23 protein-coding genes are annotated in these 26,220 nt (G+C 72.8%); 15 read left to right on the top strand and 8 right to left on the bottom strand.

Features of this window, described 5'->3' with window-relative positions; genetic code table 11:
• Positions 1–20 precede the first annotated feature (20 nt).
• A complete protein-coding gene (locus ACFOSY_RS32785; protein ID WP_019525931.1) occupies positions 21–506 on the bottom strand; it encodes an Lrp/AsnC family transcriptional regulator in 486 nt (161 codons plus the stop codon).
• 189 nt (positions 507–695) lie between these two features.
• Between ACFOSY_RS32785 and pdhA (ACFOSY_RS32780) the strand changes: the two genes are divergently transcribed.
• The 6 genes from pdhA (ACFOSY_RS32780) to ACFOSY_RS32755 all read left to right on the top strand — a co-directional run bounded on the left by pdhA (ACFOSY_RS32780) (position 696) and on the right by ACFOSY_RS32755 (position 7,846).
• Entirely contained in the window at positions 696–1,838 is a 1,143-nt protein-coding gene (gene pdhA / locus ACFOSY_RS32780; protein WP_394314042.1) for a pyruvate dehydrogenase (acetyl-transferring) E1 component subunit alpha, read from the top strand.
• The gene (locus ACFOSY_RS32775) at positions 1,835–2,839 is read left to right on the top strand and encodes an alpha-ketoacid dehydrogenase subunit beta (RefSeq protein ID WP_394314040.1); all 1,005 of its coding nucleotides are present in this window, start codon (positions 1,835–1,837) and stop codon (positions 2,837–2,839) included. Before pdhA (ACFOSY_RS32780) ends, ACFOSY_RS32775 begins: the two co-directional genes overlap by 4 nt.
• Entirely contained in the window at positions 2,839–4,299 is a 1,461-nt protein-coding gene (locus tag ACFOSY_RS32770) for a dihydrolipoamide acetyltransferase family protein (RefSeq protein ID WP_394314037.1), read from the top strand. Before ACFOSY_RS32775 ends, ACFOSY_RS32770 begins: the two co-directional genes overlap by 1 nt.
• Before the next feature lie 93 nt (positions 4,300–4,392).
• A complete protein-coding gene (locus tag ACFOSY_RS32765; protein WP_394314035.1) occupies positions 4,393–5,355 on the top strand; it encodes an NTP transferase domain-containing protein in 963 nt (320 codons plus the stop codon).
• Positions 5,352–6,755 carry a molybdopterin molybdotransferase MoeA gene (locus tag ACFOSY_RS32760; RefSeq protein WP_394314034.1) on the top strand — a complete coding sequence of 468 codons (1,404 nt, stop codon included), beginning with the start codon at positions 5,352–5,354 and terminating at the stop codon, positions 6,753–6,755. Before ACFOSY_RS32765 ends, ACFOSY_RS32760 begins: the two co-directional genes overlap by 4 nt.
• Positions 6,752–7,846, top strand: a complete 1,095-nt coding sequence (locus ACFOSY_RS32755; RefSeq protein ID WP_394314032.1) for a potassium channel family protein — start codon at positions 6,752–6,754, stop codon at positions 7,844–7,846. The genes ACFOSY_RS32760 and ACFOSY_RS32755 overlap by 4 nt, the downstream gene beginning before the upstream one ends.
• Positions 7,847–7,928: 82 nt before the next feature.
• On the opposite strand, the gene ACFOSY_RS32750 is transcribed toward ACFOSY_RS32755, so the two are convergent.
• Positions 7,929–8,777: an ABC transporter permease gene (locus tag ACFOSY_RS32750; protein ID WP_394314030.1), complete on the bottom strand. Its 849-nt coding sequence runs from the start codon at positions 8,775–8,777 to the stop codon at positions 7,929–7,931.
• Positions 8,774–9,790: an ATP-binding cassette domain-containing protein gene (locus ACFOSY_RS32745; protein WP_394314028.1), complete on the bottom strand. Its 1,017-nt coding sequence runs from the start codon at positions 9,788–9,790 to the stop codon at positions 8,774–8,776. The genes ACFOSY_RS32750 and ACFOSY_RS32745 overlap by 4 nt, the downstream gene beginning before the upstream one ends.
• Positions 9,791–9,959: 169 nt before the next feature.
• Between ACFOSY_RS32745 and ACFOSY_RS32740 the strand changes: the two genes are divergently transcribed.
• Positions 9,960–10,943, top strand: coding sequence for an NAD(P)H-quinone oxidoreductase (locus ACFOSY_RS32740; RefSeq protein ID WP_394314025.1), 984 nt, complete (start codon positions 9,960–9,962; stop codon positions 10,941–10,943).
• A 28-nt stretch (positions 10,944–10,971) separates the two neighbouring features.
• Here ACFOSY_RS32740 and ACFOSY_RS32735 read toward each other — a convergent pair whose 3' ends face one another.
• The gene (locus ACFOSY_RS32735) at positions 10,972–11,655 is read right to left on the bottom strand and encodes a hypothetical protein (RefSeq protein ID WP_394314023.1); all 684 of its coding nucleotides are present in this window, start codon (positions 11,653–11,655) and stop codon (positions 10,972–10,974) included.
• 427 nt (positions 11,656–12,082) lie between these two features.
• Between ACFOSY_RS32735 and ACFOSY_RS32730 the strand changes: the two genes are divergently transcribed.
• Entirely contained in the window at positions 12,083–12,622 is a 540-nt protein-coding gene (locus ACFOSY_RS32730; RefSeq protein ID WP_394314021.1) for a bacterial proteasome activator family protein, read from the top strand.
• An 82-nt stretch (positions 12,623–12,704) separates the two neighbouring features.
• Here the strand turns inward: ACFOSY_RS32730 and ACFOSY_RS32725 are convergent, their stop codons facing one another.
• Positions 12,705–14,351 carry a protein kinase domain-containing protein gene (locus tag ACFOSY_RS32725; protein ID WP_394314018.1) on the bottom strand — a complete coding sequence of 549 codons (1,647 nt, stop codon included), beginning with the start codon at positions 14,349–14,351 and terminating at the stop codon, positions 12,705–12,707.
• A gap of 368 nt (positions 14,352–14,719) precedes the next feature.
• Between ACFOSY_RS32725 and ACFOSY_RS32720 the strand changes: the two genes are divergently transcribed.
• The 4 genes from ACFOSY_RS32720 (at position 14,720) to ACFOSY_RS32705 (ending at position 20,407) form a co-directional block, all read left to right on the top strand.
• Positions 14,720–16,309: a protein kinase domain-containing protein gene (locus tag ACFOSY_RS32720; RefSeq protein ID WP_394314015.1), complete on the top strand. Its 1,590-nt coding sequence runs from the start codon at positions 14,720–14,722 to the stop codon at positions 16,307–16,309.
• Between the two features lie 433 nt (positions 16,310–16,742).
• On the top strand, positions 16,743–17,948 hold the full coding sequence (gene pdhA, locus ACFOSY_RS32715; RefSeq protein ID WP_394314013.1) for a pyruvate dehydrogenase (acetyl-transferring) E1 component subunit alpha: 1,206 nt from the start codon (positions 16,743–16,745) through the stop codon (positions 17,946–17,948).
• A 1-nt stretch (position 17,949) separates the two neighbouring features.
• Positions 17,950–18,927, top strand: coding sequence for an alpha-ketoacid dehydrogenase subunit beta (locus ACFOSY_RS32710; RefSeq protein WP_394314011.1), 978 nt, complete (start codon positions 17,950–17,952; stop codon positions 18,925–18,927).
• 19 nt (positions 18,928–18,946) lie between these two features.
• Complete coding sequence (locus ACFOSY_RS32705) at positions 18,947–20,407, top strand: dihydrolipoamide acetyltransferase family protein (protein ID WP_394314487.1); 1,461 nt, start codon at positions 18,947–18,949, stop codon at positions 20,405–20,407.
• A 113-nt stretch (positions 20,408–20,520) separates the two neighbouring features.
• On the opposite strand, the gene ACFOSY_RS32700 is transcribed toward ACFOSY_RS32705, so the two are convergent.
• Positions 20,521–21,423, bottom strand: coding sequence for a D-alanyl-D-alanine carboxypeptidase family protein (locus ACFOSY_RS32700; protein WP_394314009.1), 903 nt, complete (start codon positions 21,421–21,423; stop codon positions 20,521–20,523).
• A gap of 205 nt (positions 21,424–21,628) precedes the next feature.
• On the opposite strand from ACFOSY_RS32700, the gene ACFOSY_RS32695 reads away from it, so the two are divergent.
• Both ACFOSY_RS32695 and ACFOSY_RS32690 read left to right on the top strand, forming a co-directional pair.
• Positions 21,629–22,279, top strand: a complete 651-nt coding sequence (locus tag ACFOSY_RS32695; protein WP_225653156.1) for a GntR family transcriptional regulator — start codon at positions 21,629–21,631, stop codon at positions 22,277–22,279.
• Positions 22,276–23,589, top strand: coding sequence for an MFS transporter (locus ACFOSY_RS32690; protein ID WP_394314006.1), 1,314 nt, complete (start codon positions 22,276–22,278; stop codon positions 23,587–23,589). Before ACFOSY_RS32695 ends, ACFOSY_RS32690 begins: the two co-directional genes overlap by 4 nt.
• Before the next feature lie 219 nt (positions 23,590–23,808).
• Here ACFOSY_RS32690 and ACFOSY_RS32685 read toward each other — a convergent pair whose 3' ends face one another.
• Entirely contained in the window at positions 23,809–24,633 is an 825-nt protein-coding gene (locus ACFOSY_RS32685; protein WP_394314003.1) for a maleylpyruvate isomerase family mycothiol-dependent enzyme, read from the bottom strand.
• Positions 24,634–24,852: 219 nt separating this feature from the next.
• Between ACFOSY_RS32685 and ACFOSY_RS32680 the strand changes: the two genes are divergently transcribed.
• Positions 24,853–25,647, top strand: a complete 795-nt coding sequence (locus tag ACFOSY_RS32680) for a carbon-nitrogen family hydrolase (protein ID WP_394314001.1) — start codon at positions 24,853–24,855, stop codon at positions 25,645–25,647.
• Positions 25,648–25,675: 28 nt separating this feature from the next.
• On the opposite strand, the gene ACFOSY_RS32675 is transcribed toward ACFOSY_RS32680, so the two are convergent.
• Positions 25,676–26,170, bottom strand: coding sequence for an LURP-one-related/scramblase family protein (locus tag ACFOSY_RS32675; RefSeq protein WP_394313998.1), 495 nt, complete (start codon positions 26,168–26,170; stop codon positions 25,676–25,678).
• Positions 26,171–26,220 lie beyond the last annotated feature (50 nt).

Here is a 26,220-nt window from a genome sequence, read left to right as displayed (position 1 = left end):
GCGGCGCCCGAGCCTCCGGATCACCACTGCGGTTCCAGGTCCTCCTCCTCGAACACCAGCAGCGTGCGGGTGCTGAGCACCTCGGGGATGGCCTGGAGGCGCGTGAGCACCAGTTCGCGCAGCGCCCGGTTGTCCGGCGTGTGCACCAGCAGCAGCACGTCGAAGTCACCGCCCACCAGGGCGATGTGCGAGGCGCCGGGGAGCTGCCTGAGCTGCTCGCGCACCGTGCGCCAGGTGTTCTGCACGATCTTCAGCGTGATGTACGCCGACGTGCCGTGACCGGCGCGTTCGTGGTCGACGCGGGCGCCGAAGCCGCGGATGACGCCGTCCTCGACGAGCCGGTTGATCCGCGCGTAGGCGTTCGCCCGCGAGACGTGCACCCGTTCGGCGACCGACCGTATCGACGCGCGGCCGTCCGCCTGGAGCATGCGCAGGATGTCCTGGTCGATCGCGTCGAGGGGCCGTGCCGGCGGCAGCGGCCCCGTCCCCTCCTGGCCCTCGGCCATTTGTTCAGATGCCACCCGCCCCCACCTCTCAGCCGTGGACGTCCTGCCTCTATCCCAAGCTGTGGAGAACCGTTTGTCCACAGCCTGATGCCACCCGTAGCCAAAATGTGCCGGCGACCGAACAATCGGTTGGTGAGGCGCGTCACAGACGCCGCGCCTCCGTCAGCCGTCCCACGAGGAGGTGCCGTCATGACGGTCATGGAGCAGCGGGGGGCCTACCGGCCGACCCCGCCGCCCGCCTGGCAGCCCCGTACCGATCCCGCCCCCCTGCTGCCCGACGCGGAGCCGTACCGCGTGCTCGGCACGGAGGCGGCGGCGAAGGCCGACCCCGGCCTGCTGCGCCGGCTGTACGCGGAGCTGGTGAAGGGCCGCCGCTACAACGCGCAGGCCACCGCGCTCACCAAGCAGGGCCGTCTCGCGGTGTACCCCTCCAGCACCGGCCAGGAGGCGTGCGAGGTCGCCGCCGCGCTCGTCCTCCAGGAGCAGGACTGGCTGTTCCCCAGCTACCGCGACACCCTCGCGGTCGTGGCGCGCGGCGTGGACCCGGTCGAGGCGCTCACCCTGCTGCGCGGCGACTGGCACACCGGCTACGACCCCCACGAGCACCGGGTGGCCCCGCTGAGCACGCCGCTCGCCACCCAGCTGCCGCACGCGGTGGGGCTGGCCCACGCCGCCCGCCTCAAGGGCGACGACGTGGTCGCGCTCGCCATGGTCGGCGACGGCGGCACCAGCGAGGGCGACTTCCACGAGGCGCTGAACTTCGCGGCCGTCTGGCAGGCCCCGGTCGTCTTCCTCGTGCAGAACAACGGCTTCGCGATCTCCGTCCCGCTCGCCAAGCAGACCGCGGCCCCGTCGCTGGCCCACAAGGCCGTCGGCTACGGGATGCCCGGCCGCCTGGTCGACGGCAACGACGCGGCCGCCGTGCACGAGGTCCTCGCCGACGCGGTGCGCCGCGCCCGCGCGGGCGGCGGCCCGACCCTGGTCGAGGCGATCACCTACCGCGTGGACGCCCACACCAACGCCGACGACGCGACCCGCTACCGCGGCGACTCCGAGGTCGAGACCTGGCGGGCGCACGACCCGATCGCCCTGCTGGAGCGGGAGCTGACCGGACGCGGCCTGCTGGACGAGGCCGGCGTCGAGAGCGCCCGGCAGGACGCCGAGACCATGGCCGCCGGTCTGCGCGCCCGCATGAACCAGGACGCGGAGCTCGACCCCATGGACCTGTTCACGCACGTCTACGCCGAGCCCACGCCCCAGCTGCTGGAGCAGCGGGAACAGCTGCGGGCCGAGCTGGCGGCCGAGGCCGAGTCGGAAGGAGCGCGGCCATGACCACCGTCGCCGTGAAGCCCGCCACCATGGCGCAGGCCCTCACGCGCGCGCTGCGCGACGCCATGACCGACGACCCGTCCGTGCACGTCATGGGCGAGGACGTCGGCACGCTCGGCGGCGTCTTCCGCATCACGGACGGCCTGGCCAAGGAGTTCGGCGAGGACCGCTGCACGGACACGCCGCTGGCCGAGGCGGGCATCCTCGGCACGGCCGTCGGTATGGCCATGTACGGGCTGCGGCCGGTCGTGGAGATGCAGTTCGACGCCTTCGCCTACCCCGCGTTCGAGCAGCTCGTCTCGCACGTGGCGAAGATGCGCAACCGCACCCGCGGAAAGATGCCCCTCCCCCTCACCATCCGCATCCCCTACGGCGGCGGCATCGGCGGCGTCGAGCACCACAGCGACGCGTCCGAGGCGTACTACATGGCGACTCCGGGGCTCCATGTCGTCACGCCCGCGACCGTCGCCGACGCCTACGGCCTGCTGCGGGCCTCCATCGCCTCGGACGACCCGGTGGTCTTCCTGGAGCCCAAGCGGCTCTACTGGTCCAAGGACGCCTGGAACCCGGAGCAGCCGACGGCCGTCGAGCCGATAGGCCGCGCGGTGGTGCGGCGCTCCGGGCGGAGCGCCACCCTCATCACCTACGGGCCGTCCCTCCCCGTCTGCATGGAGGCGGCCGAGGCGGCCCAGGCCGAGGGCTGGGACCTGGAGGTCGTCGACCTGCGCTCGCTGGTGCCGTTCGACGACGAGACGGTGTGCGCCTCGGTGCGGCGGACGGGACGCGCGGTCGTCGTCCACGAGTCGGGCGGCTTCGGCGGCCCGGGCGGGGAGATCGCGGCCCGCGTCACGGAGCGCTGCTTCCACCACCTGGAGGCGCCGGTGCTGCGCGTGGCCGGGTTCGACCTGCCGTACCCGCCGCCGATGCTGGAGCGTCACCACCTGCCCGGTGTGGACCGGATCCTGGACGCCGTGGGGCGTCTGCAGTGGGAGGCCGAGAGCTGATGGCACAGGTGCTGGAGTTCAAGCTGCCCGACCTCGGTGAAGGGCTCACCGAGGCGGAGATCGTGCGCTGGCTGGTCGAGGTCGGTGACGTGGTCGCCGTGGACCAGCCGGTCGTCGAGGTCGAGACGGCCAAGGCGATGGTGGAGGTGCCCTGCCCCTACGGCGGCGTGGTCACCGCCCGGTTCGGCGCCGAGGGCACCGAACTGCCGGTCGGCGCGCCGCTGCTGACGGTGGCGGTCGGCGAGGCGGCGGACGGCGCCCGCCCGTCCGGCGGCGCGGGCGGCACGGACACCGCGCGCACCGACAACGCCGGGGACGGCGCGAGCGGCCGGGAGCCGGCCGCCGAGGGCTCCGGCAACGTGCTGGTGGGCTATGGGACTTCGCAGGCCCCGGCCCGGCGTCGCCGGGTCCGCTCCGCCGCCCCTGCGGTGAACGGGCGGCCGAGGCCGCCGGAGCCCGTGCGGGAGACCCGGCCGGCGGGCAGCCCGCAAGGCGCTTCGGGTGCGGCAACCGGCCGCACGGCGTCGGCGGACGGGCCGGTGCCGGTGATCTCCCCGCTGGTGCGCAGGCTGGCCCGGCAGAACGGCCTGGACCTGCGCGAGCTGACCGGATCGGGGCCCGACGGACTGATCCTGCGCGCGGACGTGGAGCACGCGCTGGCGCTCCAGTCCGCCACGGCACAGGACCGCACGGACACGGCGACGGGCACGACCGCCCAGGCCACCGCCGTGCCGTCCCCCGCCCCGGCCGCGTCCCCCGGACGCGCCGCCTCGGTCACCCGTGTCCCCCTCAAGGGCATCCGGGGCGCCGTCGCCGACAAGCTCTCCCGCAGCCGTACCGAGATACCGGACGCGACCTGCTGGGTGGACGCCGACGCGACGGAGCTGATGCGGACCAGGTCCGCGATGAACGCGGCGGGCGGGCCCAAGATCTCCGTGCTGGCGCTGCTGGCCCGGATCTGCACGGCCGCGCTGGCCCGCTTCCCGGAGCTCAACGCCTCGGTGGACACCGGGGCCAGGGAGATCGTCCAGTACGCGGACGTGCACCTCGGGTTCGCGGCGCAGACCGAGCGCGGGCTGGTCGTCCCCGTGGTCCGCGACGCGCACACGCGGGACGCGGAGTCGCTGACGGCGGAGTTCGCGCGGCTGACCGAGGCGGCGCGGGCGGGGACGCTGACGCCCGCGGAGCTCACCGGAGGCACGTTCACCCTGAACAACTACGGGGTGTTCGGCGTCGACGGGTCCACGCCGATCATCAACCACCCCGAGGCCGCCATGCTGGGCGTCGGCCGCATCGTCCCCAAGCCGTGGGTGCACGAGGGCGAGCTGGCGGTCCGGCAGGTCGTGCAGCTCTCGCTCACCTTCGACCACCGGGTGTGCGACGGCGGTACGGCGGGCGGGTTCCTGCGGTACGTGGCCGACTGCGTGGAACAGCCGGCGGTGCTGCTGCGGACGCTCTGAGTCACCGTCCGCCCTGGCCCGCCCGCCGGCGGCTCGTCCCTTTCCGCGTGCCCCTGCGTTCCCTGTGATCGCGGGGGCACGCATACTCGGGGGGTGACCGAGTTCGAGCCACCCGCCGCCGCGCCCGGCACCCCGCATGCCGCCGCGCCCGGCGCCCAACCCTCCGCCGCGTACGACGCCGTCGTGCTCGCCGGCGGTGCGGCCCGGCGGCTGGGCGGCGCCGACAAGCCGGCCGTGCGGGTCGGGGGACGGCCCCTGCTCGACCGGGTGCTCGCGGCCTGCGCCGACGCCCGCACCACGGTGGTCGTCGCCGGCCCCCGCCCCACGGCGCGCCCCGTGACGTGGGCCCGCGAGGACCCCGCGGGCGGCGGTCCCGCCGCCGCGCTCGACGCCGGACTGCGGCACGTCTCCGCCGAGCACGTCGTGCTGCTCTCCGCCGACCTGCCCTTCCTCGACGGCCGCACCGTCGGCGCGCTGCTGGACGCCCTGCGCCGAGGCGCGGCCGACGGCGTGCTGCTGACCGACGCCGACGGCCGCGACCAGCCGCTCGTGGCCGCGTACCGTACGCCGTCCCTGCGCCGCGAGCTGGCCGCGCTCTCCGCCCGTCACGGCGGTACGGCCGGGCTCCCCCTGCGCCGGCTCACCGGTGCCCTCGACCTTCTCCGCATCTCCGACCCGGTGGCGTCCTTCGACTGCGACACCTGGGACGACATCGCCACTGCCAGGGCACGCATCAGGGAGCATGGACACGTGTTGGACGAATGGATCTCCGCAGTCAAGGACGAGCTGGGCATCGACCTGGACGTCGACACCGGCGTGCTGCTCGACCTCGCCCGTGACGCCGCCCACGGCGTGGCACGGCCGGCCGCCCCGCTGACCACCTTCCTCGTCGGCTTCGCGGCCGCGCGGGCGGGCGGTGACGCCGACGCCGTGGCCGAGGCCGCCCGCAAGGCCGTCGCGCTGGCCCGGCGCTGGGCCGAGGAGGACACCGACGACGCGGCGCCCGACACCCCCTCCGGCGGCGCGGAACCCGATACCCGCACGGACGCCGGATGACCCCGCGCACGCCCCGGGCCGGTGAGGACGCCGACGACCTCGACGTCGAGGAGGCACTCGCCCTCGTGAACGACGCCGCCCGCGCCCACGGCGACCACGCCCCCGGTGACCGTACGCACGGCGACCGCCCGCACGGCGCCCCCGCCCCCGGCGCCCCCGCGCACCGCGACGGCGTCGACTGGGCGGAGGCCCGCGCGATCGCCGAGCGCGCCCCCCGCCGGGGTGGCGGCCACCGCACCGGGTACCTCACGCCCGTGTCCCTCCCGCTGTCCTCCGCGCTCGGCCTCACCCTGGCCGCCCCGCTGATCGCGCTGACGGACCTGCCGTCGTTCGACACCTCCGCGATGGACGGCTGGGCGGTCTCCGGTCCCGGCCCCTGGGACGTGCGGGAGGAGGGCGTCCTCGCCGGGCACACCGCGCACGCGCCGCTGACCGACGGGGAGGCCGTCCGGATCGCCACCGGCGCGCGTATCCCGCCGGACACCACGGCCGTCCTGCGCAGTGAGCACGGCCGTACGGACGACAAGGGCCGGCTGCACGCCACCGCCGCCACCCGGGCGCCGCACACCGTCTCGCACGGCCAGGACATCCGCCCTCGCGGCCAGGAGTGCCGCAGCGGCGACCAGTTGCTGCCCGTCGGCACGCTGGTGACCCCGCCGGTGCTCGGCATGGCCGCGGCGGCCGGGTACGACACGCTCACCGTCGTGCCCCGGCCCCGCGCCGCCGTGTTCGTGCTCGGTGACGAGCTGCTCGGCGAGGGGCTGCCGCACGACGGGCTGATCCGGGACGCGTTGGGTCCGCTGTTGCCGCCGTGGCTGCGCGCGCTCGGCGCCGACGTCGTCGACGTACGGCGGGTCGGGGACGACGAGACTGCCCTGCACCAGGCGCTGACGCAGTGTGAGGCCGATGTCGTGGTCACCACCGGCGGCACCGCCGCGGGTCCGGTCGACCATGTCCGTCCCACGCTACGGCGTCTCGGCGCCGAGCTGCTGGTGGACGGGGTCGCGGTGCGTCCCGGTCACCCGATGCTGCTGGCCCGGATCTCGGAGAAGCAGTACCTCGTCGGGCTGCCGGGCAATCCGCTCGCCGCCGTGTCCGGCCTGGTCACGCTGGCCGAGCCGCTGCTGCGGACCCTGGCGGCCCGCCCCGCCCCGGAGGGGTACACGCTGCCGCTGCGGGACGCGGTGCAGGGGCACCCGTACGACACCCGGCTGGTCCCGGTCGCCCTGCGCGGCGACCGGGCGCTGCCGTTGCTCTACAACGGGCCGGCCATGCTGCGCGGGATCGCCGCGGCGGACGCGCTGGCCGTCGTACCGCCCGGAGGTGCGAAGCCCGGGCACGAGGCGGAACTGCTGGACCTGCCCTGGGCGTCCGGGGGAATCGGGGTGTGTTTCACGTGAAACTTCCGGGCCAGGATGCCATTGCCCGTCAGGCGGACGAACATCTGGTCACGTCCAGGGTCAAGCTGCCGCACAAGATGGTGGAGCACCCGATCCGCCAGGTAGCCAAGCGGCTGTCGACGGCGCTGCTGGTGCTCGTCGTGACGGCGTTCGTCGTGTACGCCGACCGGGACGGGTACACCGACAACTCGGACGGTCCCGTCGACCTCCTGGACGCGTTCTACTACGCGACCGTCACGCTCTCCACCACGGGCTACGGCGACATCACGCCGGTGTCGGACGGGGCCCGGCTCACCAACATCTTCGTCATCACACCGCTGCGGGTGATGTTCCTGATCATTCTGGTCGGCACCACCCTCGAGGCGCTCACCGAACGCACCCGGGAGGAATGGCGACTGAACCGCTGGAGGTCCACGTTGCGCGATCACACCGTCGTCGTCGGGTTCGGGACCAAGGGACGGTCCGCGATCAAGACGGTCTGTGCGACAGGGCTCCGCAAGGAGCAGGTCGTGGTCGTCGATCCCAGCGCGAAGGCGATCGACGCGGCCACGGCGGACGGCTACGCGGGCGTCATAGGGGACGCCACGCGCAGTGAGGTGCTGAAGCGGGCCGAGCTTCAGCGGGCCCGCCAGGTGATCATCGCGACGCAGCGCGACGACACGGCGGTCCTGGTGACGCTGACGGCGCGCCAGCTCAACCGGAACGCGAAGATCGTCGCCGCGGTCCGCGAGGAGGAGAACGCGCCGCTGCTCAAGCAGTCGGGCGCCGACGCGGTCATCACCAGCGCCAGCGCGGCCGGGCGGCTGCTGGGTCTCTCCGTGCTGAGCCCGGCCGCGGGCATGGTCATGGAGGACCTCATCCAGCAGGGCACCGGGCTGGACGTCGTGGAACGGCCGGTCATAAAGGCCGAGGTGGGGAAGACCCTGCGGGAGCTGGACGACCTGGTGGTGAGCGTGGTGCGCGGGCACCGCGTGCTCGGCTACGACGACCAGGCGGTCGGGACACTGGAGTTGACGGACCGGCTGATCACGATCATCCGGGCCACTCCGGGCAGCCAGGTGGCCCCGGACGTCCGGCCGCTGCGTAGCTGAGCACCGCTTCCGCAGGTGAACAAGACGCGGCCCCGAGGATCCGATCCTCGGGGCCGTCGCCGTGTCGGGCTGTGCGGTCCGCCTACTTGCGGTTGTAGAGCCGCATCGTCACCGGTCCGAAGACCACGACGAACAGGGCCGACCAGCCCAGCGTCCACATGACGTCCGCGGCCGGCCACTCCCCGGCCATCAGCCCGCGGACCGCCGACGCCAGGTGGGTCACCGGGCTGTTGTTGACGAAGGCCTGAAGCCAGCCGGGCATGGTGCGCGGGTCGACGAAGACGTTGGACAGGAAGGTGAGCGGGAAGATCACCATCATGCTGACGCTCATCACCGACTTCTCGGTGCGCAGCAGCAGCCCGAACATCGTCCAGATCCACGAGAAGGCGAACGAGAACACCAGCAGCAGCGCGATCCCGGCGACCACGCCCATGAAGCCGCCGTCGGCGCGGTAGCCGAGCAGCAGGCCCATGCACAGCATGATCACGGACGCGATGGTGTAGCGCAGGGCGTCGCCGAGGAGATAGCCGACCATCGCCGAGGGCCGCCAGATCGGCAGCGAGCGGAAGCGGTCGAAGACGCCCTTCTCGATGTCGATGTTCACCGAGACGCCGGTGTACATGGTGATCATGACGACCGACATCACGAGGATGCCCGGCAGGACGAACTGGATGTAGTCCGTCGGCGACCCCGCCAGCGCGCCTCCGAAGAGGTACGTGAACATCAGCAGGTTCATGATCGGGAAGGCCGTGACGTCGAACAGCTGCTCAGGCACGTGCTTGATCTTCAGCACGGCGCGCCAGCCGAACGTCAGGGAGGTGGACAGCGAGCTGGGCCGCGGCGGGCGCTCCTTGGCGATCAGCAGCGCCGCCAGCGACTCGGTGCTGACCGGCGCCAGTTCCCTGGTCTCCGTGCTCGTGGCCGTGCTCATGCCGCCACCTCGTCCTTCGTGTCGTTGCCGGTGCCGTCCGCGGCGCCGGTGTCGTGGCCGGTCAGCGCGAGGAAGACCTCGTCGAGGCTCGGCTGGCCGAGGGAGAAGTTGTCGACGGTGACGCCGGCGCGGGACAGCTCGGTGAGGGCGCGTGCCGCCTGGTCGGCGGCGCTGTCGCTGGTCGCGGCGTTGAGCCGGGCGGTGAGCGCCACGGGGTCGGGTTCCAGCTGCACCTCCGCGAGCAGCAGGTCGCGCAGCAGCCGCTCGGCGTCGGCGCGCCGCTCGGGGTCGCGCAGCCGCACATGGACGGAACCGGCGCCCACGGACGCCTTGAGCTCGCCCTTGGTGCCCTCGGCGATCACCCGGCCCTTGTCGATCACGGCGATCCGGGACGCGAGCTGGTCGGCCTCGTCCAGGTACTGCGTGGTCAGCAGGACGGTGGTGCCCTGGGCGACGACGGCGCGCACGATGTCCCACACCTGGTTGCGGCTGCGCGGGTCGAGGCCGGTGGTGGGCTCGTCGAGGAACAGCAGGTCCGGGGTGTTGAGGATGGACGCGGCGATGTCGATGCGGCGCCGCATGCCGCCCGAGTACTGCTTGACCTGCTTGCCGGCCGCCTCGCTGAGACCGAACGCCTCCAGCAGCTGGGCGGCGCGCTCGCGGGCGGCGGGCTTGCGGTGTCCGAGCAGCCGGCCCAGCAGGACGAGGTTCTCCGTGCCGGTGAGGTCCTCGTCCACCGACGCGTACTGGCCGGTGAGGCTCACCCGGGAGCGGACCGCGTCGGCGTCGCGCACGACGTCGTGGCCGAAGACCTTCGCGACACCGCCGTCCGGGCGGAGCAGGGTGGCGAGCATCTTCACGGTGGTGGTCTTGCCGGCGCCGTTCGGTCCGAGGACGCCGTAGACCGTGCCGGTGGGCACCGCGAGGTCCACGCCGTCGACGGCCCGTGTCTCACCGAAGGTCTTGACCAGGCCGGCGGTCTCGATCGCCAGGCCGGACGTCTGGGTGCTCATGCTTCGGGTCCTTCCGCGTGCGTGGGCTACGCATGGGGAGACTTTCACCGTCGCGCAAACTCATCGGTCGCGCACGCGGATTTCCGAGCCCGCCCCGGCCGCCCCCGGGCGGGGACGCACCCACCGGGGGCGCGCGGCGGGCGCGGCCTGCCGGAGTACCGTCCCCTTCATGCATGCGATCACGATTCCCGAACCCGGTGGGCCCGAGGCATTGGTGTGGGACGAGGTGCCCGACCCGGTGCCCGGCGAGGGCGAGGTCCTCGTCGACGTGACGGCCACGGCCGTCAACCGGGCCGACCTGCTGCAACGCCAGGGCTTCTACGACCCGCCGCCCGGCTCGTCCCGCTTCCCCGGCCTGGAGTGCTCCGGCCGGATCGCGGCGGTCGGACCCGGGGTGAGCGGCTGGGCCGTCGGCGACGAGGTGTGCGCGCTGCTCTCGGGCGGCGGCTACGCCGAGAAGGTGGCCGTCCCGGCCGGGCAGCTCCTGCCCGTCCCCGAGGGGCTCACCGTCGACCGGGCCGCCGCGCTGCCCGAGGTGGTCTGCACGGTCTGGTCGAACGTCTTCATGATCGCCCACCTGCGCCCCGGTGAGACGTTCCTCGTGCACGGCGGCTCCAGCGGCATCGGCACCATGGCCATCCAGCTCGCCAAGGCCGTCGGGGCGAAGGTCGCCGTCACCGCGGGCACGGCGGAGAAGCTGGAGCGCTGCGCCGAGCTGGGCGCGGACATCCTGATCAACTACCGCGAGCAGGACTTCGTGGCCGAGCTGAGGGAGGCCACGGACGGCAAGGGCGCGGACGTCATCCTCGACAACATGGGCGCGAAGTACCTGGACCGCAACGTCCAGGCCCTGGCCGTGAACGGCCGGCTCGCGATCATCGGCATGCAGGGCGGGGTCAAGGGCGAGCTGAACATCGGCGCCCTGCTCGCCAAGCGCGCCGCGATCAGCGCGACCACGCTGCGCGCCCGGCCGCTGGAGGAGAAGGCCGCGATCGTGGCGGCCGTACGGGAGCACGTGTGGCCGCTGGTGTCCGGCGGTCACGTCCGTCCGGTGGTCCACCGGGAGATCCCCATGCCGGACGCCGCCGAGGCCCACCGGATCGTGGAGGACAGCTCCCACATCGGCAAGGTCCTGCTGGTCACGCCCAGCTGAGCCGTGGCGCGGTCGTGCCTGCCGGCGGTCAGCGTGCCCCGCGTTCCTGACGCATCCGCAGTCCGAGGAAGGCGAGGGCGAATCCGAGGCCGATGAGGACCAGGCCGCTGCCCAGCGGCAGGATGCGCAGCACCGGCTCCACGGCGGTGCCCGCGACGGTGTCCGGCCGCGCGGCCGGGGACGACGTGGCGGGCGCCGGAGCGGCCGCCGAGGAGCCGGGCCCCGTCGGCGCCACCTCACCGGAGTCACCGGCCGGGGACTGCTCCGCCGTGTCGTCCCGCGTGTCGTCCTCCGCCGGGGTGGACACGTCACGCGGGGCGTCCGGCCGCCGCACCTCGTCGCCGTCCGGGCGTCCGGGGGCCTCGCGGGGGCCCGTGCCCTCCTGCTCGGCGTGGCCGCGCCGGGGCGGTGCGGTTGCGGTGTCGCGGGACTCCTCCCGCGCCGTCTCGTCCCGCCCGGGCCGGTCCCGTCCCTCGCCCGGTCCGCTCCCCGGCCGGGACGCGGAGGGCGAGGCCGAGCGCGAGGGTGAGGCGGAGGGGGAGCGGGACACCGCGCGGGTCCGGTCGCTCTTCTCGGCGCCCGGCGGCGTCCGCTCCGCCCCGTACGCCACGCCGGCCGCACCCGGCGGACCGGTGAGCGGGCCGAGCGGCAGCAGCACGGCCCCCGCCCCCAGTACGAGCGTCGCCCCCAGTGTGCGCAGCCATGGAGTCACGACCGTGACCTCCCACGCCGGCCGGTGCGGGGCCGCACGGTCGGCAAGTTGGGCCGGATGGACGCCCAACAGCCTCGCACCGGGGGCCGCGCCCGGCATGCCGGACAGGTCCGTCCGGAGGACGCGCGGCCGGGACCACGCCCACGCCCGCTTCCCGGGCCGCGCCCGAGACTGCTCCTACGCCCGCTTTGGGGCCGCGCCCAGGACTGCTTTCGCGCCTGCTTCCCGAGGCGCGCCCGAGACCCGCTCCCGCGCCCGTAGCCACGCCCGCTCCAGCCCCACCCCGCGTCCGCTCCGGCCCCCACCCCCATCCCCGCTCCCGCTCCCGCCCTCCCGAGACCCCGCCCCGGGGCGCGCCCGAGGCGACCCCGGCCCCGCTTCCGGGGCCGCGCCCCGGCGTGAACGTGGTGTGCGCGACAATGGGCGAATGGAGATGCCGAGGAACGAACGGTCGCCGGAGAATCCGCAGATCCTGGTCGTCGGCCAGGACGGTATGGCGCTCAGTGGCGGCAAGGGCGACGAGGACTCCCGTGAGATTCCGGTGACGGAGCAGGTGGAGCAGCCGGCGAAGGTCATGCGGATCGGCAGCATGATCAAGCAGCTGCTGGAGGAGGTGCGGGCCGCTCCTCTCGACGAGGCCAGCCGCAACCGCCTCAAGGAGATCCACGCCAGTTCGGTGAAGGAGCTCGAGGACGGCCTGGCGCCGGAGCTGGTCGAGGAGCTGGAGCGGCTCTCCCTGCCCTTCACGGACGAGGCCACCCCCAGCGACGCGGAGCTGCGTATCGCGCAGGCCCAGCTGGTGGGCTGGCTCGAGGGGCTGTTCCACGGGATCCAGACGACGCTCTTCGCGCAGCAGATGGCGGCGCGGGCCCAGCTGGAGCAGATGCGCCGCGCCCTGCCGCCCGGCGCCGCCGAGGGCCCCGAGGACTCCCAGACGGGTGGTCGCTCCGGCGGTCCCTACCTGTAAGAACAACAGACGGAAGGGGCCCGGCATCCGTGCCGGGCCCCTTCCCTGTGCGCGTTCCGGCCTGCCCCCGCCGGCGGAGCCGTCAGCTCGTCGGCGGGTTGCCCGTCGAGACCTTGAGGGTGATCTCCGGCATGTCCTCCGGGTCGACGTCGGTGCCGGCCGGCGGGAACTGCTCGCGGACCGAGCCCTCGCCGTACGTGTTCTCGTCCACCGTGACGACCTTGAGGCTGCCGCCCCAGCCGGCGGCCTGGAAGCACGCCTTCACCGAGGCGATGTGCTTGAACTTGAAGTCGGGGAGCCGGATCAGCTCGGGGTCGTTGTACGACTCCTGCGGCTCCTCGCACTCCTCCGGGTCGATCGTCTTGGACGTGTCCGGGCCGCGGTAGCCCTCCGGCTTCACCGAGGCGGACGCGGTGCCGCCGCCCGCCTTCGGGTCCTTGCCGTCGTCGTTGTTCAGCGCCAGCGCGGTGACCAGACCGCCGACCGCCAGCACGGCGACGATCACGGAGGTGACGATCACCGGGGTGTTCCGGCCGCGCCGCTGACCGCCGCCGGAGCCCTGCGGCGAGATCGCGTACGGCGGGGGCGTCGACGGCCCCTGCTGGGCGTACGGCGAGGGCGTCGGCGTCGGGTAGCCGCCCTGCTGCGGGTAGCCGTACGACGGGGCGGGCGTGGCGGGGGCCGGTGCCGGGGTGCCGTACGGGTTCGGCGGGGGCGTCGGCTGGTACGGCGTCTGGACGTGGGCGGCGGGCGTCGGGCCGGACTGGTCGACCGGCGGGAACACCGCGGAGCCGACGCCGGCGCCGCTGGGCGTCTGGCTGCCGGGCACGATGCTCGGCGGGGCCGCCTGGAAGGACTGCGCCACCCGCAGGCACTCCCCGCGCATGGACTCCGCGCTGGGGAAACGCTCGTTCGGGTTCTTCTTCAGGGCGCGGGTGATCAGCGCGTCCACGGCCGGCGGCAGCGAGCGGTTGATGGAGGAGGCGACCGGCGGCTCCTCCTGCACGTGCGCGTAGGCGATGGCCAGCGGCGAGTCCGCGTCGAACGGCAGCCTGCCGGTGACCAGCTGGAACAGCATGATGCCGACCGAGTACAGGTCGGAGCGCGCGTCGACGCCCCGGCCGAGCGCCTGCTCCGGGGAGAGGTACTGCGGGGTGCCGACGACCATGCCGGTCTGCGTCATCGACGTGACGCCGGACTGCATGGCGCGGGCGATGCCGAAGTCCATGACCTTGACCACGCCGCGCTTGGTCATCATCACGTTGCCCGGCTTGATGTCGCGGTGGACCAGCCCCATCTCGTGGCTGATCTCCAGCGCCGCCAGCACGTCCGCGGTGATCTTCAGCGCCTTGTCGGCGGGCATCGCGCCGTGCTGCCGTACGTCCTCGTCGAGCACGGAGCCGAGCGGGCGGCCCTCGACGTACTCCATGACGATGTACGGCGTCGTCATCCCGTCGACGTCGTCCTCGCCGGTGTCGAACACCGAGACGATGTTGGTGTGCGTGAGCTTCGCCACGGACTGCGCCTCGCGGCGGAAGCGCTCACGGAAGGCCTGCTCCCGGCCGAGTTCCGTGTGCAACGTCTTGATGGCGACCTGACGGTCCAGCACCGTGTCGTAGGCGAGATGCACCGACGCCATGCCACCCTGGCCGAGCAGGTCCCGCAGTTGGTAGCGTCCGCCCGCGAGCGCCCGCCCCGTGTGCCGGCCCTGTGCGCCGTCCTGGCTCATGTTCCGCGTCCCCCGTAGCCTCTCCGGCGTCCGGCGCCGCCGTCGGTGACTTGTCGTCGTGACTTGTCGTTGTCGTAGATCGAAAGTGCTATTCCCGGCCAAGTCTGCCCCAGGGCACCGACACGTCAAGCGCGGTGCCCGTTCCGTGACCGTACGCGAAAGAAGCGTCGCGGAAGCGTTACAGCGGTCGTACGGCCGGTACACGGAATTTGCACGACAGTACGGGGTGCGGGTTTGATGACCGGTCCGTCGCGTGCCCACTCCGGCAGCCCGACCCGGACCGGAGGCCCCGGCAAAGGCTGTAGCGTGGCCGACGGAGACCGTGACAACACCGCGCGCACCGCGGGCAGAAACGACGGCGAGGACTGATGGCACAGCAGCAGCGCGCTCAGGGCCCGTCCGACCCCGAGGCGACTGGCGGCGGCATCTCGGACGCGCCGGACAACTGGGGCAACGGCGGGCTGGTCGGCGACGGCCGGTACCGGCTCACGCACCGGCTCGGCCGGGGCGGCATGGCCGAGGTGTTCGCCGCGGAGGACGTACGCCTCGGGCGTACCGTCGCCGTGAAGCTGCTGCGCTCCGACCTGGCCGAGGACCCGGTGTCCAAGGCGCGCTTCACGCGCGAGGCCCAGTCCGTGGCCGGCCTCAACCATCACGCGATCGTCGCCGTGTACGACTCCGGCGAGGACATGATCGGCGGCCAGTCCGTGCCGTACATCGTGATGGAGCTGGTCGAGGGCCGCACCATCCGCGACCTGCTGATGAACGCGGAGGCGCCGGGCCCGGAGCAGGCGCTGATCATCGTCTCGGGCGTCCTGGAGGCCCTGGCCTACTCGCACCAGCACAACATCGTGCACCGCGACATCAAGCCGGCCAACGTCATCATCACCAACAACGGCGCCGTGAAGGTGATGGACTTCGGCATCGCCCGCGCCATGCACGGCGCGTCCACGACGATGACGCAGACCGGCATGGTCATGGGCACCCCGCAGTACCTCTCCCCGGAGCAGGCGCTCGGCAAGGCCGTCGACCACCGCTCCGACCTGTACGCCACCGGCTGCCTGATGTACGAACTGCTGGCGCTGCGCCCGCCGTTCACCGGCGAGACGCCGCTGTCGGTGGTCTACCAGCACGTCCAGGACATCCCCACGCCCCCCTCCGAGGCCTCGGACGCCTGCCCGCCCGAGCTGGACGGGATGGTGATGCGCTCCCTCGCCAAGGACCCGGACGACCGGTTCCAGACGGCCGAGGAGATGCGCGGCCTGGTCCAGTACGCGCTCCAGATGCTCTACGAGCAGGGCGGCCACACCGGCACCTGGAACACCGGCCCGGTCGACATGCACGAGGGTCCGCGTACGCCCGCGGCCGGGTACGCCGGCACCGCGGCCATGCCGCACCCGGAGCACTCCGGCACCACGGCCATCCCGCAGCCGATCCTGCCCCACGGGTACGGCGGCGGTGACGACGGCGGCTTCGAGGGCCACGGCAACCAGGGCAGCGGCCGGGGCAAGCTGTGGATCCTCGCGGTGCTCGCGGTGATCGCCGTCGCGGCGGGCGTCGCCCTCGCGCTGAACAACGGCGGCGGCGGGGGCGAGGGCGGCAAGACCGACACCTCGCCGTCCGTCACGCAGAGCACGAAGGAAGAGACGGCGAGCGAGTCGCCGAGCGACGAGGAGACCGAGGAGACGACGGACCCGGGCACCGAGCCGGGCTCCGGCTCCGGCGGCAACGGCGACTGGACCCCGTCGTACGAGCCGTCGTGGACGCCCACCGAGGAGGAGCCGGAGGAGCCGACCGGCGACCCGACGGGTGAACCGACCGACGGACAGACGACTCCCACGGACCCCGAGACCGAGGAGCCGCCGCCGAGCGACACGGCGCCGCCGCCCACGGGCGGCGGGACCGAGGGCAACGGTGGTGGCGGCAACGGCGACGACCCGCCGGACGGCGGGGAGTAACCAGCACCGGGACGGGGGTGCGAAGCGCGTGCTTCGCACCCCCGTCCCGTTTGTCCGGCCCAGGACCACTGGGCCGGACCCGGCACCCTGTGACTTCCCCGGCGGCACCCCGTGCCGCCGGGGAAGTCTGCTCTTCCCGTGCCCGCCCCGGCCGGGATAACGTGCCGTTGCTCCGGCCTCCTGCAAGGCTGTGACCAGCGCGCCTTCCGGGCCTTCCCCGATTTACTTGGATATCCAAGCAAAATCGCAGGTCAGAGGGGGTTTCACAGAAATGTGGAGCACTGGGTAACGTGCGTTGTGCAGGGCGCTCGCCGGGGCACCTGTCACGCCTGTTCCCGGCCGAGTGGCACCCACCCCGTGCCCGGTGGTCGAAACAGGTGAGCCGCACTGGCCTACCGGCAACCCCGGGGGCCGGACCGACGGAGGAGCACACGTGACCGTGGAGAGCACTGCCGCGCGCACACCGCGACGCAGCGCCGGAAACAAGGCCGGCACCACCGGCACCAAGCGCACCACCAGCACCACCAAGAAGGCCGCCGGCGCAGGCAAGAGCGCCGAGCCCGCCCTCGTCCAGCTGCTGACGCCCGAGGGCAAGCGCGTCAAGAACGCCGAGTTCGACAAGTACGTCGCCGACATCACGGCCGAGGACCTGCGCGGGCTGTACCGCGACATGGTGCTCACCCGTCGCTTCGACGCCGAGGCCACCGCGCTCCAGCGCCAGGGCGAGCTGGGCCTGTGGGCCTCGCTGCTCGGGCAGGAGGCGGCGCAGATCGGCTCCGGCCGGGCGCTGCGCGACGACGACTACGTCTTCCCCACCTACCGCGAGCACGGCGTCGCCTGGTGCCGCGGGGTGGATCCGACGAACCTGCTCGGCATGTTCCGCGGCGTCAACAACGGCGGCTGGGACCCGAACAGCAACAACTTCCACCTGTACACGATCGTCATCGGCTCCCAGACGCTGCACGCCACGGGCTACGCGATGGGCATCACCAAGGACGGCGCCGACAGCGCGGTCATCGCGTACTTCGGCGACGGCGCCTCCAGCCAGGGCGACGTGGCCGAGGCCTTCACCTTCTCCGCGGTCTACAACGCGCCCGTGGTGTTCTTCTGCCAGAACAACCAGTGGGCGATCTCCGAGCCGACCGAGAAGCAGTCCCGCGTGCCGCTGTACCAGCGCGCGCAGGGCTTCGGCTTCCCGGGCGTGCGCGTGGACGGCAACGACGTGCTGGCGAACCTGGCCGTCACCAAGTGGGCCCTGGAGCGGGCCCGCGCCGGCGAGGGGCCCACGCTGGTCGAGGCGTTCACGTACCGCATGGGCGCGCACACCACCTCCGACGACCCGACCCGCTACCGCGGCGACGAGGAGCGCCTGGCCTGGGAGGCCAAGGACCCGATCCTGCGCCTGCGCCGCCATCTCGAGGCCGCAAACCACGCGGACGAGGGATTCTTCGCGGAACTGGAGACCGAGTCCGAGGCGTTGGGCAAACGGGTGCGCGAAGCGGTCCGTGCCATGCCGGACCCGGACCACTTCGCCATCTTCGAGAACGTGTACGCGGACGGCCACGCGCTGGTGGACGAGGAGCGGGCGCAGTTCGCCGCCTACCAGGACTCGTTCGCGGACGAAGACGGGGGTAAGTGACATGGCTGAGAAGATGGCTCTGGCCAAGGCGATCAACGAGTCGCTGCGGCGTGCCCTGGACGCGGACCCGAAGGTCGTCGTCATGGGCGAGGACGTCGGCAAGCTCGGCGGCGTGTTCCGGGTGACGGACGGCCTGCAGAAGGACTTCGGCGAGAGCCGCGTCATCGACACCCCGCTCGCCGAGTCGGGCATCGTCGGCACGGCGATCGGCCTGGCCCTGCGCGGCTACCGCCCGGTGGTGGAGATCCAGTTCGACGGCTTCGTCTTCCCGGCGTACGACCAGATCGTCACGCAGCTCGCGAAGATGCACGCCCGCGCGCTGGGCAAGGTCAAGATGCCCGTCGTCGTGCGCATCCCCTACGGCGGCGGCATCGGCGCGGTGGAGCACCACTCCGAGTCCCCCGAGGCGCTGTTCGCGCACGTGGCCGGTCTGAAGATCGTGTCGCCGTCGAACGCCTCCGACGCGTACTGGATGATGCAGCAGGCCGTCCAGAGCGACGACCCGGTGATCTTCTTCGAGCCGAAGCGGCGCTACTGGGACAAGGGCGAGGTCGACACCGAGGCGATCCCCGGCCCGCTGCACAAGGCGCGCGTGGTGCGCGAGGGCACGGACCTGACCCTCGCCGCGTACGGCCCGATGGTGAAACTCTGCCAGGAGGTCGCGGACGCGGCCGCCGAGGAGGGGCGCAACCTGGAGGTCCTCGACCTGCGCTCGGTCTCCCCGATCGACTTCGACGCGATCCAGGCGTCGGTGGAGAAGACCCGCCGTCTGGTCGTCGTCCACGAGGCGCCGGTGTTCTTCGGCTCCGGCGCGGAGATCGCCGCCCGGATCACGGAGCGCAGCTTCTACCACCTGGAGGCCCCGGTGCTGCGGGTGGGCGGCTACCACGCCCCGTACCCGCCGGCCCGTCTGGAGGAGTCCTACCTCCCGGACCTGGACCGGGTGCTCGATGCCGTCGACCGCTCGCTGGCGTACTGAGGAGAGGGTCGTGACGACGATGACGAACGCGTCCGTACGCGAGTTCAAGATGCCGGACGTGGGCGAGGGCCTCACCGAGGCCGAGATCCTCAAGTGGTACGTCCAGCCCGGTGACACCGTCACCGACGGGCAGGTGGTCTGCGAGGTGGAGACGGCGAAGGCCGCCGTCGAGCTGCCCATCCCCTACGACGGCGTGGTCCGTGCCCTGCACTTCCCCGAGGGCACCACGGTCGACGTGGGCACGTCCATCATCGCGGTGGAGGTGGCGGGCGGCGCGGCCCCGGCGCAGGAGGAGGCCCCCGCGGCCCCCGCCCCCGCCGCGGAGCCGGAGCGGCCCGCCGAGCAGCCGGCGGCCCGTCAGCCGGTGCTGGTCGGCTACGGCGTCGCCACGTCCTCCACGCGCCGCCGCCCGCGCAAGCAGGCGCAGGACCCGGCGGCACAGCAGGCCGCCTCCGCGGTCCAGTCCGAGCTGAACGGCCACGGGGCGGCTCCGGCGGCTCCCCCGGCTCCGGCGGCCCCCGTGGCACCGGCCGCCCCCGCTTCCTCCGCGGCTCCCGCGCAGCGTCCGCTGGCGAAGCCGCCGGTGCGCAAGCTGGCCAAGGACCTGGGCGTCGACCTGGCGACGATCACCCCGACCGGCCCGGACGGCGTCATCACCCGCGACGACGTCCACGCGGCCGTCGCCGCGGCCCAGGCCCCGCAGCAGGCGGCTCCCGCGGCCCAGCCGGCCGCACCGGCCGCCCCCGCCCCGTCGGCGGCCCCGGCGTCGTACGACTCCGTGCGCGAGACGCGCATCCCGGTCAAGGGCGTCCGCAAGGCCACGGCGGCGGCGATGGTCGGCTCGGCGTTCACCGCGCCGCACGTCACGGAGTTCGTGACGGTCGACGTGACCCGGACGATGAAGCTGGTCGAGGAGCTCAAGCAGGACAAGGAGTTCGCGGGCCTGCGCGTGAACCCCCTGCTGCTGATCGCGAAGGCGCTGCTGGTCGCGATCCGGCGGAACCCCGACATCAACGCCTCCTGGGACGAGGCGGCGCAGGAGATCGTGGTCAAGCACTATGTGAACCTGGGCATCGCGGCGGCCACCCCGCGCGGCCTGATCGTGCCGAACATCAAGGACGCCCACGCCAAGACGCTGCCCGAACTGGCCGCGTCCCTGGGTGAACTGGTGTCCACGGCCCGGGAGGGCAGGACCTCCCCGTCCGCCATGCAGGGCGGCACGGTCACGATCACCAACGTCGGCGTCTTCGGCGTCGACACGGGCACGCCCATCCTCAACCCGGGCGAGTCCGCGATCCTCGCGGTCGGCGCGATCAAGCTCCAGCCGTGGGTCCACAAGGGCAAGGTGAAGCCCCGTCAGGTCACCACCCTGGCGCTGTCCTTCGACCACCGCCTGGTCGACGGCGAGCTCGGCTCCAAGGTCCTCGCCGACGTGGCGGCGGTCCTGGAACAGCCGAAGCGGCTGATCACCTGGGCCTGACGGCCGGCAGGACGGCACGAGAGCACGACAGGAGGGGCGCCGCACACCGGGTGTGCGGCGCCCCTCCGCGCGTCCGGGGGACCCCGGGGGACCCCCCGGGAGATCCGGGCGGATCAGATCTTGCTGAACGCGTAGTTCATGAGGGCCTTCGCGTCCTTCTCGCGCTGGGCCGCGGAGGAGGAGGCGAGGACGGTGCCGACGACCGTCCTGCCGTTCCGGGTCGCGGCGAAGACCAGGCAGTACTTGGCCGTCGGGCCCGAGCCGGTCTTCACGCCGAGGGTGCCGCTGTAGCTGTTCAGCAGGGTGTTGGTGTTGACCCACGGCGCCATCGTGCGGGTGCCGCCCGTCTTCGTCTTCGTCTTCGCCGTGTACTTCTTCGTCTTCACGATCGCGCGGAACGTGGCGTTCTTCATCGCGCTGCTGGCGATCTTCGTCAGGTCGCGCGGCGTGGACCAGTTGCTGCCGTTGCCGATGCCGTCGAACGAGTCGAAGTGGGTGTTCTTCAGGCCCAGCTTCTTCGCGTCGGCGTTCATCTTGCCGATGAACGACTTCACGCGGGCCGAGCGGGTGGAGCCGGTGCCGAACTTGTCGGCCAGCGCGTACGCGGCGTCGCAGCCGGACGGCAGCATCAGCCCGTACAGCAGCTGGCGGACGGTGACCTTGTCGCCGACGATCAGCCGCGCGGACGAGGCGTTCTTCGACACGATGTAGTCGCTGTACGCCTTCTGGATCGTGACCGTGGAGTTCAGGTTCAGGTTCTTCTGGGCGAGCACGACCTTCGCGGTCATGATCTTGGTGGTGGAGCCGGTGGCGCGGCGGGTGTCCCCGAGCTTCGTGTAGAGGGTCCGGCCGTTCGCGTTGTTGATCACGAAGCCGCCCTTGGCGACGACGGACGGAACGGGGGCGGCGGCCTGCGCCGGCGCCGCGTAGAGGGCTCCGGAGGCCAGCACGGCGCCGGTGGTGACGACGACGCCGGCGGCTCTGCGGAAGCGGATGCCCTGAATGCCGATATTCAAGTCAGATACCCCGATTTGCCTGAATGGCCGTTCTGTTCGGCCTGTTGAGGAACGGTCGCGCGGCGGACATGGCCGCACGTGTCTGACGCCTGCGCCGAAGAGATGGTTGTACGGGAGAAGGGCGCATTTTCCCGGCGCGCGCCGTTCCGCATCGTGGACGCGCCCCTCCATGCGTACGTGTTGTATCTATGCTGTCCGCATGAGTGTGTCCGCCGCCGTGAAACGTCCCCCCGCCGCCGAGCGCGTCTACGCCCACGTCAAGCAGGGCGTGCTGGAGCGCACGTACGAGGGCGGGACGCTGCTCACGGAGGGAGAGCTGGCCGAGGCCGTGGGGGTCTCCCGCACGCCCGTGCGCGAGGCCCTGCTGCGGCTGGAGGCCGAGGGGCTGATCAAGCTCTACCCGAAGAAGGGCGCGCTCGTGCTGCCGGTCTCCGCGCAGGAGATCGCCGACGTCGTGGAGACGCGGCTGCTCGTGGAGGAGCACGCCGCGCGCAAGGCCGTGCCCGCGCCCCCCGGTCTCCTCGCGCGCCTGGAGGAGCTGCTCGCGCGCCAGAAGGAGGAGGCGGCCGCCGGCGACTTCGCCGCGGCCTCCGTCACCGACCGGTGCTTCCACGCGGAGATCGTCCGCAGCGGCGGCAACGAGATCCTCTCCCGCCTCTACGACCAGCTGCGGGACCGTCAGCTGCGCATGGGGCAGGCCGTGATGCACTCCCACCCCGACCGCGTCAACAAGACCCTCACCGAGCACGAGGAGATCCTGCGGGCGCTGCGCTCCGGTGACGCCGACGCGGCCGTGGACGCCGTCCACCGGCACGTCGGCTGGTTCTCCCACCTGGCCCGGGGAGAGGTGCGATGAGCGGCGCCACCACGCGCGGCGCCGGCACGCTGCCCGGCGATCCCCCCGGGGGACGGCGCGCGCTCGCCGTCTGGGGGATCGGCGTCTCCGTCTACTTCGTCGCCGTCATCTTCCGTACGTCCCTGGGCGTGGCCGGTCTCGACGCGGCCGACCGGTTCGACGTGGGCGCGTCCGCGCTGTCCACGTTCTCCATCCTCCAGCTGCTGGTCTACGCGGGCATGCAGATACCCGTCGGCCTGCTGGTGGACCGGCTCGGCACCAAGAAGGTGCTGAGCCTGGGCGCGGTGCTGTTCACCCTCGGACAGCTCGGCTTCGCCCTCTCCCCGTCGTACGGCATGGCGCTCGCCTCGCGCGCGCTGCTCGGCTGCGGCGACGCGATGACCTTCATCAGCGTGCTGCGGCTGGGCACGCGGTGGTTCCCGGCGCGGCGCGGGCCGCTGGTCGGGCAGATGGCCGGACTGATCGGCATGGCGGGCAACCTCGTCTCCACGCTGGTGCTGGCCAGGCTGCTGCACGGCATCGGCTGGACGGCGGCGTTCGCGGGCAGCTCGCTCGCGGGTGTCGTGGTCCTCGTCCTGGTCCTGCTGTTCCTGAAGGACCACCCCGAGGGCCACGAGCCCCGGCCGGTCTCCCACCAGGGCGCCGCGTACGTCCGCCGGCAGATCTCCGCGTCCTGGCGCGAGCCGGGGACCCGGCTGGGGCTGTGGGTGCACTTCACGACGCAGTTCCCGGCGATGGTGTTCCTGCTGCTGTGGGGCATGCCGTTCCTGGTGGAGGCGCAGGGGCTGTCCCGCGCGGTGGCCGGCGAGCTGCTCACCCTGGTGGTGCTCGCCAACATGGCCGTCGGCCTCGTCTACGGCCAGATCGTCGCCCGGCACCACGCGGCGCGGCTGCCGCTGGCGCTCGGCACGGTCGGCGCGACGGCTCTGCTGTGGGCCGTGACGCTGGCCTGGCCGGGGGACAGGGCGCCGATGTGGCTGCTGGTCGTGCTGTGCGCGGTGCTGGGGGCGTGCGGTCCGGCGTCGATGATCGGCTTCGACTTCGCCCGCCCCGCCAACCCGCCCGAACGGCAGGGCACGGCCTCCGGGATCACCAACATGGGCGGGTTCGTCGCCTCCATGACGACGCTCTTCGCGATCGGGGTGCTGCTGGACGCCACGGGGGACGACTACACGGTCGCGTTCTCGGCGGTGTTCGTCCTCCAGGCCCTGGGGCTCACGCAGATCCTCCGCCTTCGCAGGCAGGCCGCACGCCGGGAGCGGGAGCGGCTGGTCGCCAGCAGGGTGGAGACGGTGCACGTCCCCGCGTAGCGGCTCCCGGTCCGGACCGGGAGCCGCCCGTGCGGAGGGGACGTCCGTCCGTGCGGTGACGGGTGTCGTGGGGGTGCCGCCCGCGCCCACCCGTGCCGCCCTTGGCGGCGCGTATGCCCGCGGGCTGTGGATGTCCGTCGTACCGGGTCCGCCGACTCCGTGCCGCCCGTGCGGCCTGTAGGCCTGCGGGCTGCGGGGGGGCGCTCGCCCCCCGGGGGGTTACGGCGTGACCGCGAAGTGGCGGAGGATTGCCGCGGCCAGGTCCTGGTCGCCCTCCGTCTTGACGCGGTCCGTGACCGACTCGACCGTCACGCGGCCGCAGGCCAGGCGGACGTACGTTTCCCAGTCGAGGGTGAGGGCGGCGGCCGGGCCGAGGGCCGGGGCGGTTTCGAGGGTGCCGCGGCCCTGGATGTCGACGCGGACCGTGCGCAGGAACTCCACCGGGCCGTGCACGTCGACGACCACCGCGGAGCTGCGCGGCGCCTGCGCCAGGTCGGCGACGACCCGCGGCAGTTCGTCGAGCAGGACGTCGCGGGCGACGTGGGCGCCGGGGGAGTCCAGGTTGCCGGGGCGGCCGAGGGCGGTGCGCAGGTCCTGCTCGTGCGCCCACACGTCGAACGCGTGCCGGCGCATCGACTCCTCCAGCGTCAGCTCCGTGCCCAGCGGTCCGCGCACCTTGGTGCCGGGGTCGCGGGACTCGTTCCGCAGCTGCCGGTTGCGCCGGATGATCATCAGCTCCAGCTCGGAGGTCATCTCCGGCGCCGTGTGGTGGCGGCGCACGTCGACCTGCATCTCCATGTACCGCTGGTGGTCGTTGGTGACGTGGAACAGGTCGCGCGGCAGCGTGTGGATGGGCCGGGGGTCGCCGTACATCTCCGAGTCGAGGCCGATGACGTGCGAGACCACGTCACGGACCGACCAGCCCGGGCAGGGCGTGCGCCGGTTCCAGTCGGCCTCCGGCAGCGGCTGCACCAGCTCGGATATCGCCTCGATGGAGTGGGACCAGGCGTCGGCGTAGGGCTGGAGGGCGGGATGCAGACTCACGGAACGGGACCCCTCGGCGGTCGGTACACGGGCAGGTTGTGGCGGCGGTGCCAGTGGGCGATGGCTGCACTGCGCGGGTGTCTCGGGTCTCCCCCGGCTCTCGGCTTCGCTCGAACCGGCGGGACCCCCAAGTTACGCTGCTGACAGGCACCCCGGCAGTGCTTTCGTGTGACGATCGTAGGCCCGTGGACGCGGGTCGAATGCCAGGACGGTGGTAGTGTGCGCGCTTCCTTGCTGCAAGTCGCCGTGAACGAGGACGAACCGGTCGAATCGCGTCGGCGCCGGGTGGCCGCGCTGGTACGCGATCAGGCCGGGGCGGATCTCGTCGTCCTCCCCGAGCTGTGGACCACGGGCGCCTTCGCCTACGAGGCGTTCGGCGCCGAGGCGGAGCCGCTGGAGGGACCGACGCACGAGGCGATGGCCAAGGCGGCGAGCGAGGCGGGCGTGTGGCTGCACGCGGGGTCCGTCCCGGAACGGGACACCGACGGCACCCTCTACAACACCTCCCTGGTCTTCTCCCCCTCGGGCGAACTCGCCGCGTCCTACCGGAAGATCCACCGCTTCGGCTTCGACAAGGGCGAGGCCGTGCTGATGGGGGCGGGCGAGGACCTGGTGACGGTCCGTCTGCCGGACACCGTCGTGGGCGTGGCGACCTGCTACGACCTGCGCTTCCCCGAGCTGTTCCGCGGCCTGGTCGACGCCGGCGCGGAGACCTTCGTCGTCCCGGCCGGCTGGCCCGAGCGGCGCCGCGCGCACTGGACGCTGCTGGCGCGGGCGCGCGCGGTGGAGAACCAGGCGTTCGTCCTCGCCTGCGGAACGGCCGGGACGCACGCGGGAGTTCCGCAGGCGGGCCACTCGGTCGTGGTGGACCCGTGGGGCGAGGTCCTCGCCGAGGCGGGGCCCGGCGAGGAGGTCCTGACGGTCGACTTCGACCCGGCGACGGTGGCGGGCACCCGGGACCGCTTCCCGGCCCTCAAGGACCGCGTCCTGGGCCTGGACCGCCCCCGTCGCTGACCTCGGCCGGCCCCGTTCCCGGTCGGGGCTACTCCTCCCGCTCCTTCTCCGCCAGGTGGATCACGCACACCGCCACCGCGATCAGCAGCGCCGGGTCGGCGTCGTCGCGGACGACGTCGACGCCGTAGGTGTCGTGCAGGGTGAGCAGACGGCGGGAGATCACGGCGAGAAGTTCGCCGTCGTACTCGACGGCGAACTCCCGGTCGAGGATCCGCCCGCTGACGTCCAGTTCGGTGCTGCCGTCCGCGAGCGACACCCGGTAGTGGTTGCGCAGCAGCGACAGCCGCTTGCGCCGCACCGTCGCCAGCGGCTCCCCGCCCCGCTCGATCACCATGGTGTCCCGCAGCGCGAGCATCTTCTTGTGGATGTCGACGAGCACGCGCCCCTCGACGTCCTTCAGCTCGAAGGTGTCCCGCAGCCGCATCGCCTTGCCGTCGACGAGGAAGACCTTGCGGCCGCGCTCGTCCTCGATCCAGTAGTCGTCCCCGATGCCGAGGATCCGGTCCCGTACGAGAAATCTCATGGGCCGAGGGGTTCCCCGCCCCGCCCCGTCCGACGCCGCCACTAGGCCGA

The organism is Streptomyces lusitanus (genome assembly GCF_042647945.1).
Classification (GTDB): domain Bacteria; phylum Actinomycetota; class Actinomycetes; order Streptomycetales; family Streptomycetaceae; genus Streptomyces; species Streptomyces pseudogriseolus.
Note: the sequence above shows the minus strand (reverse complement) of the source record. Positions and strands in the feature narration are given on the sequence as shown.